Genomic DNA, 7867 nt, shown 5'->3' with positions numbered 1-7867 from the left:
TGGCGAAGCCGAGCATCGCCGCGCTGGCCGACTGGGTCATCGCGCTGCTGGACGCCGCGATGGTAAGCCGCGCCATGCTGATCGGCCACAGCATGGGCTCATTGATTGCCCTCGATACCGCAGCGCGCCATCCATCGCGCGTGACCTGCCTTTCGCTGCTCGCCACCGCATTTCCGATGACCGTGTCCGACGCCCTCCTCAATGCCGCCCGTGACCGCGAACCTGACGCCATTGACATGGTGAACCAGTGGTCGCATTCCTCGATCGCCGCGAAACCTTCGAGCCCGGGCCCGGGCTTCTGGCTGCACGGATCGAACCAGCGCCTGATGGAACGCATGGCCGTTCGCGGCGAGCCGCAACTCTTTCACACTGACTTCAGCGCCTGCAATGCTTACGCGGATGGCCTTGAACGCGCCGCAGCGTTGCAGTGTCCGGTGCAGATAGTGACGGGCAAGCGCGACGCGATGACACCGCCCCGCGTGAGCCGCGCACTTGTCGATGCAATGAAACACGCGGGCGTTCCGGTGGACACCGTTTTATTGGACGCAGGCCACGCGCTCATGAGCGAACAACCTGATGCGACCCTTGCTGCGCTCTTCGGTTTTGCAAAGAAAAACAGCATGAACCAAGCTTAACGAGCGCGTCCGAAATGCGCTATCAGCCGAATGGGTGGGGTGCTGAAAATTCCCGCGACGGCGCGCGTTCCCGGTTGCGCCATTGCCGTGTTAGCCGGAGAATGAATCTTGCTCGCCTGCTTTGCAGGCATCGCCCGACACGGAGATTGTCATGGCCCAGACCGCTCATTCGGATCACTTTGCGAGCTTCGCGGAGTTCTATCCGTACTATCTCGAAGAGCACCGCAACGTGGTGTCGCGGCGGCTTCATTTCATTGGTTCGTTGGGGGTGATTGGTTGCCTGGCCATGGCCATCGCAACGGATGACTGGCTCTGGCTTCCGGCCGCGGTCATTTGCGGCTACGGCTTTGCCTGGGTTGGCCATTTCTTCTTCGAGAAGAACCGCCCTGCCACCTTTCGCCATCCGCTTTATAGCCTGATGGGCGATTGGGTGATGTTCAAGGACATCTGTATTGGCAGGATTTCGCTTTAGGCGCCGGTCAAGCGGTCTGACGCGGCATTGACGCTGCGTTTTCAGATTCATGCGCACGAGCTTCCCGGGAAGCAGTGCGCGCAGCAAGCAGCGTGGCAAGCGTGACATCCATCTTGTCGTTGCTCAGCGCGTTCATCAGGGTTGCATCGTCGATATGCGATGAATCGAGGCGCAACTGATAGTCCAGTTCTTCGCGGTCGATCACGAACAAATCGAAGAGACTCGACACCGTGATCTGCTGCGGACTGGCGATCAGCACATAACGCGGCACGCGCAGGTTCTCGAGCCGCGCAACCCATTCCAGGTCATCGAGCTTGCGCACAAGCCGCATGGTGGTATCCATGTCACAGCGCAGCATGCTTGCGAGCTCAAGCCCCGTATAGCCGGGCTTGCCGGCATCGCGCGCTTCGGCGAGCCGCGCGAGCAACTCGAGGGCATCCAGCAAATCGCTGCCCGGGAAGTCCGCTCGATGAAACTGGCCAGTGCGAATAGCCGGCAACGCCGACGTGACCATCGCTCCAATCAACGTGATCATCCAGCAGAGATAGACCCATAACAGGAACACCGGCAACGCCGCAAACGCGCCGTAGACGGCCGTATAAGTGGGAATGCGGCGCACGTAGTAACCGAAACCGCGCTTGGTCAATTCGAACGCAATCGCCGCGATCAGGCCGCCGACCAGTGCATCGCGCCATGCCACCTTGCAGTTCGGCAGAAAGACGTAAAGCATCGCGAACGCCACAACCGTAAATGGCAGGGTTGCACTCGTGAGCGCCCATTCGATCCCCGGCGGCAAAAGATTATGCGACCCGGCGAACGCGATGGACTGAGCAAACAAATAGGACGACATGGACAAACTCACGCCGAACAGGATCGGCCCGAGCGTGATGATTGCCCAATAAACCAGGATGCGTTGCGCCAGCGGCCGCGATTTGCGCACGCGCCAGATCACGTTGAACGCCGACTCGACTGTCATCATGGTCATCACCGACGTGACGAACAAGATGATCATGCCGACCGTGGTCAGCCCTTTCGCCTTCGATGCAAACTGGTTCAGGTACTTGAAGATCTGGCTGTTGATCTGCGACGGCATGAGATGCGATGCAAGAAAATCCTGCAACGACATCTGAAACGAGGCGAAGATCGGAAACGCCGTGAACAACGCGAACGCGACGGTGGCGAGCGGCACGAGCGACAGCACGGTGGTAAACGTCAGGCTGCCTGCCACCTGCGCGACGCGATCCTCACCCGTTCGACGCGCGACGAATCCGGCGAGCCGTTTCGTCGTGTCGAGATCGATGGGAAACTTCAACAAGAAACTCTCTCCTCAATCGTTACAACGAGTTTGCGATTCGGTACAAATAGTGGCGGACGACCACCAAAAGCACTTCGCACACCCGGTCCTTATAATACCCGTTCACCGAAAAGGCCCATGAACGACATTCTCGTGCTTTATTACAGCCGCAACGGCGCCACCCGCGAACTTGCCCAAGCGATTGCGCAGGGCGTCGACAGCGTGCCCGGCATGCAGGCGCGCGTGCGCACCGTGCCCTCCGTCTCGACCGTTTGCGAAGCAACGCAGCCGGACATTCCCTCCGACGGTCCGCCCTACGCCGAAGTACGCGACCTGGAAGAATGCGCGGGACTTGCGCTCGGCTCGCCGACGCGCTTCGGCAACATGGCTGCGCCGCTCAAATATTTCCTCGATGGCACCTCGCCGCAATGGCTTTCCGGCGCGCTCGCCGGCAAACCCGCGAGCGTTTTTACGTCCACCGGCAGCCTGCACGGCGGTCAGGAAAGCACCCTGCTTTCCATGATGCTGCCCTTGCTTCACCACGGCATGCTGATCGTGGGCATTCCGTACACCGAGCCAAAGCTGACCACCACGCAAACCGGCGGCACGCCCTACGGCGCGTCCCATTTCGCGCGCGCAGAAACGGCTGACATCGGCATTTCCGCCGATGAGAAGGCGCTCGCCATCGCGCTCGGGGCGCGTCTCGCTCAAACCGCGCTCAAACTTCTGCGCAACGCCTGATGAGTGCCACGCCTGCCAACGGGGCTTCCGCGCGCATCGCGTTTTTCAGCCTGATCGCGCTGATTGCGTTGTCGCTCGCGTGGGAGCTGTGGCTTGCGCCATTGCGCCCCGGCGGCTCGGCGCTCGCACTCAAGGCGATCCCGCTCGCGTTCGCGCTTCGAGGCACATTCAGGCGCAATCTGTACACGCTGCAGTGGGCGTCGATGCTCGTCCTGCTCTACTTCGCCGAAGGCATTGTCCGCGGCATGACAGACGGCGGGTTGTCGGCGCGCCTCGGCTGGATTGAAGCCGTGCTTGCGCTCGTGTACTTCGTCTGCGCGCTTGCTTATGTCGCGCCGTTCAAGCGCGCTGCCCGCGCGGCGAAGCGCCAGGGAACCGGAGCTGCCGCCGACCAGAATGGTTTGTAGCATGGATCCGCCGGTGTAACGGAGCCCTATGCCATTCGGCCAGGTTTCGCCAGGGCCACGTTCGGGCAATACTGCATCAACGCCTGCCGCGCAAGCCAACGCTATTGAATCAACTGACACTCATGACCACAACCAACGACCGTTCAAAGTACTTCGTGGAAGCCTGCATCGAGGCGATCGGCGCCGCGAATGTCCTCACCGATTCGCACGACACCGCGCCGTATCTCACCGACTGGCGCAAGCGCTACCGCGGTGAAACATGTGCCGTGCTTCTTCCGGGCGACACAGAACAAGTGGCAAGGGTCGTGCGGCTTGCGCGCGAACATCGTCTTCCGATCGTGCCGCAAGGGGGCAATACGGGCCATTCCGGTGGAGCGACGCCCGACGCCAGCGGCACGCAGGTCGTCATCAGCTTGCGCAGGATGAACCGTATTCGCAGCATCGACTCGATCAACAACACCATTACCGTGGAGGCCGGTGTAATCCTCGCCGACATTCAGGCGCGCGCCGAACAGGAACAGCGTCTTTTTGCGCTCAGCCTGGCGGCCGAAGGCAGTTGCACGATCGGCGGAAATCTTTCAACGAACGCAGGCGGCACCGGCGTGCTGCGCTATGGAAACACGCGCGAGTTATGCCTCGGACTGGAAGTGGTCACGCCACAAGGCGACGTCTGGAACGGCTTGCGCGGGCTGCGCAAGGACAACACCGGTTACGACTTGCGCGATCTTTATATTGGCGCGGAAGGGACGCTCGGCATCGTTACGGCTGCGGTGATGAAATTGCATCCGGCGCCCGTCGCTCGCGTGACGGCGCTGGCGGCCCTCGAGTCGCCTCATGCCGCACTCGATTTCCTCGCCACTGCACAGCGTTATGCGGGTCCGTTATTGACCGGCTTCGAATTGATGTCGGACTTCGCGCTGCATCTGGTGACCACGCATTTTCCGCAAATGCGTTATCCGTTCTCCGAAAAACACGGTCAGACCGTGCTGCTCGAACTATCGGATAACGAAAGCGAAGCACACGGCCGCGCTTTGTTCGAACGGCTGATGGAGCACGCGATGGAGCAAGGCCTGGTTCAAGACGCGGTGGTCGCGGAAAATCTGTCTCAGACCAGGGCTTTCTGGAATCTGCGCGAGCACATTCCGCTCGCGCAGGCCCAGGAAGGACTCAATATCAAGCACGATATCTCAGTGCCGATTTCGAGCATCGGAAATTTTATCGCGCAAACCGACGCCCTTATTGCCCGAGCCATTCCTGGCGTGCGCATGGTGACGTTCGGGCATCTTGGCGACGGCAATCTTCATTACAACGTGCAGGCGCCGGCAGGCGTCGACCCGAAAGTCTTTCTCGCCGAACATCAGGCGAGTGTGAATGCGCTCGTCTATGAACAAGTGAATGCCTATCACGGCAGCATCAGCGCCGAACACGGTCTGGGTCAATTGAAGGTAGCCGAGGCAATGCACTACAAGTCCCCGGTAGAAATACGCTTGATGCGTGCAATCAAGACCGCACTCGACCCCGAGAATTTGATGAATCCGGCCAAGGTGTTGCCGGACGTGCGCGCATCGTGAAGAGACCAAGGAGAATATCGCCGTGAAGATTCGCGTTCTGTCTGACCTGCACCTCGAACATGACGAACCGCTCGCCATTCCCTATGCCGAGTCTGATCTCGTCGTGCTTGCCGGCGATATTCACAATCACGCGGAAGGCCTGCGCTGGGCCGCCGAAAACTTCGGTCCCGACGTACCCGTGATTTATGTCCCGGGCAATCACGAGTATTACGACGGCGAGTTCGGTGCGCTCGAAACGGCGATGAAAGATGCTTCGAACAGTTTGCCGAATGTGCATTTCCTGAACAACAGCGCGCTGATCGACCGGTACGGAAAGTGGCGCGTGCTCGGCACCACGCTGTGGACCGACTTCGCATTGTATGGGTCGAGCGATGAGGCGTTGCGTATCTCGATGCAGGAAGCCGAGCGTGTGATGGTCGACTTCAGGGGCGTGATCCAGGTTGCGTGGCCTGAACCCGAGGACGAACCGCGCTCCTTTACCGCCAGTGATTCTCTGGCGCTGCACCAGCAAGCGCGTGCATGGCTGCAAGAGGAGCTCGCCAAGCCTTTCGATGGCAAGACGATCGTTGTCACGCATCACGCGCCGCTCAGGGACAGTCTTGCGGAGAAATATGCGACGGACCGGGTATCGGCTTCGTTTATCAGCGACTTGCCATCGCTCGTGCGCGAGCCCGTTGCACTGTGGGTGCATGGCCACACGCATACGGCGTTCGACTACTTCGTGGAAGGAACAAGGGTTGTCTGCAATCCGCGTGGCTACCGGGACCGGCGCACGTGCTTGCCAGAGAATCCGTCATTTGAGTGGGACAAGGTAATCGAGATTTGATCGACGGACGCCGAGTGGCGTCCTGGAAAGTCGTTTGCCTGAAACCGTGAGCGAGAAAACAACGGTAACGAATACCGGTTCCCACGTACCCGGAGCGCAGGTATCCCGGCTCGCTGCGAACCCGGCGTTTCTTGATAAAGAACGTCTCGTTATCGCGCTGTTGCTAACACCCAAAGACCGAAGATTCGGCCTTCCGAAGTTACCGGTCGCGCGACTGGCGGTTCTTGCGTTCGTCGATACGAATCGGGATGAGGCGCGCGCGCTTTGCGTTTTCGCGGGCGGTACGCAGCAGTTCACGAGTTGCGGGCACGGCGATCAAACCAAGCAGTGCATAGATAGCGAACATCAGCGGCGTATTCATAACCTTCCTCGGACTAAGTCGAAAATCGGTAAAAGTGAATCCATGAAGCCAGAAGCAGCTTGTCCAGCCCTTAAGCTACCAACATGAGGCTGAAATAGAAGTAAGCAAGTGTTGCGCCGCGGTAAAGCCAAAAGATCCGCATTCGCCAACTCCCATTCTCCTGCTCATAAGCTTACGCCGCCACAAATTCTTGCAGCAATTTTTCATCGGCGGCGAGTGCGCCAGGCAACTCACTGCGCAAGAAATCCACCCAGGTGCGGATTTTCGCGTCCAGATACTGCCGCGACGGATAAAGCGCGAATACATTGAACAATTGCATGGTGTGTTCCGGCAGCACCCGCACGATTGTTCCGGCTCGCAACGCAGGCAACGCGGACGATGTGGGCAGCACACCAACGCCCATGCCTTCGCTGATGGCCACCGCCATGGCTTCTGCCACATTCACCGTGAATGGTGTCGGGCCGAGATTGACGCTTTCCGGTCCGTTGGGGCCGTCGAAAGTCCATCGAGTTGGCGGAAAAGCCGGCGTCACGAGTTGCAGACACGTGTGCTCGTTCAGATCCGCAACCGAATGCGGCACGCCATGCGCTTCTATATACGCGGGCGAAGCGCACGCAATCGTGAAAACGCTGCCGAGACGTTGCGAGACCAGACCCGAATCGGGCAATTCGCTGCCAAGCACTATCGATACATCGAAACCTTCATCTAGCAGGTCCGGAATGCGCGAGGCGAGCGTCAAGTCTATCTGCACCGATGGATGCAGCCTTTGATAACGCGAAATCATCGGCACGATGTAATGCTGGCCAATACCCGCCATGGCATGCATTTTCAGCTTGCCGGCAGGCCTGGCGTGGGCGTCTCCCGCTTCGGCCTCTGCCTGATCCACATAGGCGAGGATCTGCTCGCAGCGCTGCAGATAGCGCTCGCCCGCCTCGGTGAGTGCTATACGGCGCGTCGTGCGATTGAGCAAACGGGTACGCAGATGCGCTTCAAGATCGGATACTGCGCGCGAAGCGTAGGCCGTCGTTGTATTCAACTGATGTGCTGCCGCAGTGAAACTGCCCGCTTCCACGACTCGCGAAAACACCCGCATGTTCTGGAGGGTATCCATTTAGCCCTGAATCTCTTTCAAGTTATGCGCCATTGTTGCGCTTTCGGCAAAATCGATTAGATCGGATCGCGTATGGATGCTTTACATTTTTGCCGGTTTTTTCATAATCAGGGCAAAAATACAATTCGGCACACGCGTCTCAATCAGATTTGAGAAATAATTTTGCTAGACCGGATGCTAAAAACAGCCGTCGTTCCGATGGTTCTTACATTTATTTTAACAATTGCAGGCTGCGCGAGCACTAAAAACGTCGGTCCCGAGGATTCCCTGAAGGCCCCGTCAACGCTCGATGCGGGCGCGACCCTGCGCGCGACAAACGCCGACGCAGGTTGACCCGCCTCCGCATGGTGGCGCTCGTACAACGATCCCCAGCTCGATGCGTGGATTGAACGTGCGCAGGCCGGCAACCCATCGCTCGCGTTGGCTGCGGCGCGCGTGCGCGAGGCGCA

At 59.3% G+C, this 7867-nt stretch carries 9 protein-coding genes and 1 pseudogene; 7 read left to right on the top strand and 3 right to left on the bottom strand.

What is annotated here, in order from left to right:
- Nucleotides 1–635, top strand: a 635-nt coding sequence (locus ACRXB1_RS24800; RefSeq protein ID WP_449493542.1) for an alpha/beta fold hydrolase, incomplete at its 5' end; no start/stop codon positions are given.
- 151 nt (nucleotides 636–786) lie between these two features.
- The gene (locus ACRXB1_RS24795) at nucleotides 787–1107 is read left to right on the top strand and encodes an Mpo1-like protein (RefSeq protein ID WP_062000905.1); all 321 of its coding nucleotides are present in this window, start codon (nucleotides 787–789) and stop codon (nucleotides 1105–1107) included.
- 7 nt (nucleotides 1108–1114) lie between these two features.
- Here ACRXB1_RS24795 and ACRXB1_RS24790 read toward each other — a convergent pair whose 3' ends face one another.
- Nucleotides 1115–2422, bottom strand: a complete 1308-nt coding sequence (locus tag ACRXB1_RS24790) for a YihY family inner membrane protein (protein ID WP_061999742.1) — start codon at nucleotides 2420–2422, stop codon at nucleotides 1115–1117.
- A gap of 117 nt (nucleotides 2423–2539) precedes the next feature.
- Here ACRXB1_RS24790 and wrbA point away from each other — a divergent pair, with 117 nt between their 5' ends.
- From wrbA to ACRXB1_RS24770, 4 genes are all read left to right on the top strand, one after another.
- Nucleotides 2540–3142, top strand: a complete 603-nt coding sequence (wrbA, locus tag ACRXB1_RS24785) for an NAD(P)H:quinone oxidoreductase (protein WP_061999743.1) — start codon at nucleotides 2540–2542, stop codon at nucleotides 3140–3142.
- Nucleotides 3142–3549, top strand: a complete 408-nt coding sequence (locus ACRXB1_RS24780) for a DUF2069 domain-containing protein (protein ID WP_449493541.1) — start codon at nucleotides 3142–3144, stop codon at nucleotides 3547–3549. Before wrbA ends, ACRXB1_RS24780 begins: the two co-directional genes overlap by 1 nt.
- Nucleotides 3550–3671: 122 nt before the next feature.
- Nucleotides 3672–5120 carry an FAD-linked oxidase C-terminal domain-containing protein gene (locus tag ACRXB1_RS24775; protein WP_174362696.1) on the top strand — a complete coding sequence of 483 codons (1449 nt, stop codon included), beginning with the start codon at nucleotides 3672–3674 and terminating at the stop codon, nucleotides 5118–5120.
- 22 nt (nucleotides 5121–5142) lie between these two features.
- Nucleotides 5143–5946 (top strand): metallophosphoesterase, encoded by an 804-nt coding sequence (locus ACRXB1_RS24770; protein WP_449493540.1) that lies wholly within the window; start codon nucleotides 5143–5145, stop codon nucleotides 5944–5946.
- A 199-nt stretch (nucleotides 5947–6145) separates the two neighbouring features.
- Here the strand turns inward: ACRXB1_RS24770 and ACRXB1_RS24765 are convergent, their stop codons facing one another.
- Nucleotides 6146–6307 carry a hypothetical protein gene (locus ACRXB1_RS24765; protein WP_162916060.1) on the bottom strand — a complete coding sequence of 54 codons (162 nt, stop codon included), beginning with the start codon at nucleotides 6305–6307 and terminating at the stop codon, nucleotides 6146–6148.
- 172 nt (nucleotides 6308–6479) lie between these two features.
- The gene (locus tag ACRXB1_RS24760; protein ID WP_449493539.1) at nucleotides 6480–7418 is read right to left on the bottom strand and encodes a LysR family transcriptional regulator; all 939 of its coding nucleotides are present in this window, start codon (nucleotides 7416–7418) and stop codon (nucleotides 6480–6482) included.
- Nucleotides 7419–7592: 174 nt separating this feature from the next.
- On the opposite strand from ACRXB1_RS24760, the pseudogene ACRXB1_RS24755 reads away from it, so the two are divergent.
- Nucleotides 7593–7867: pseudogene (locus ACRXB1_RS24755) on the top strand (RND transporter); the annotation flags it as partial.

Source organism: Caballeronia sp. M23-90, assembly GCF_053574605.1.
Note: the sequence above shows the minus strand (reverse complement) of the source record. Positions and strands in the feature narration are given on the sequence as shown.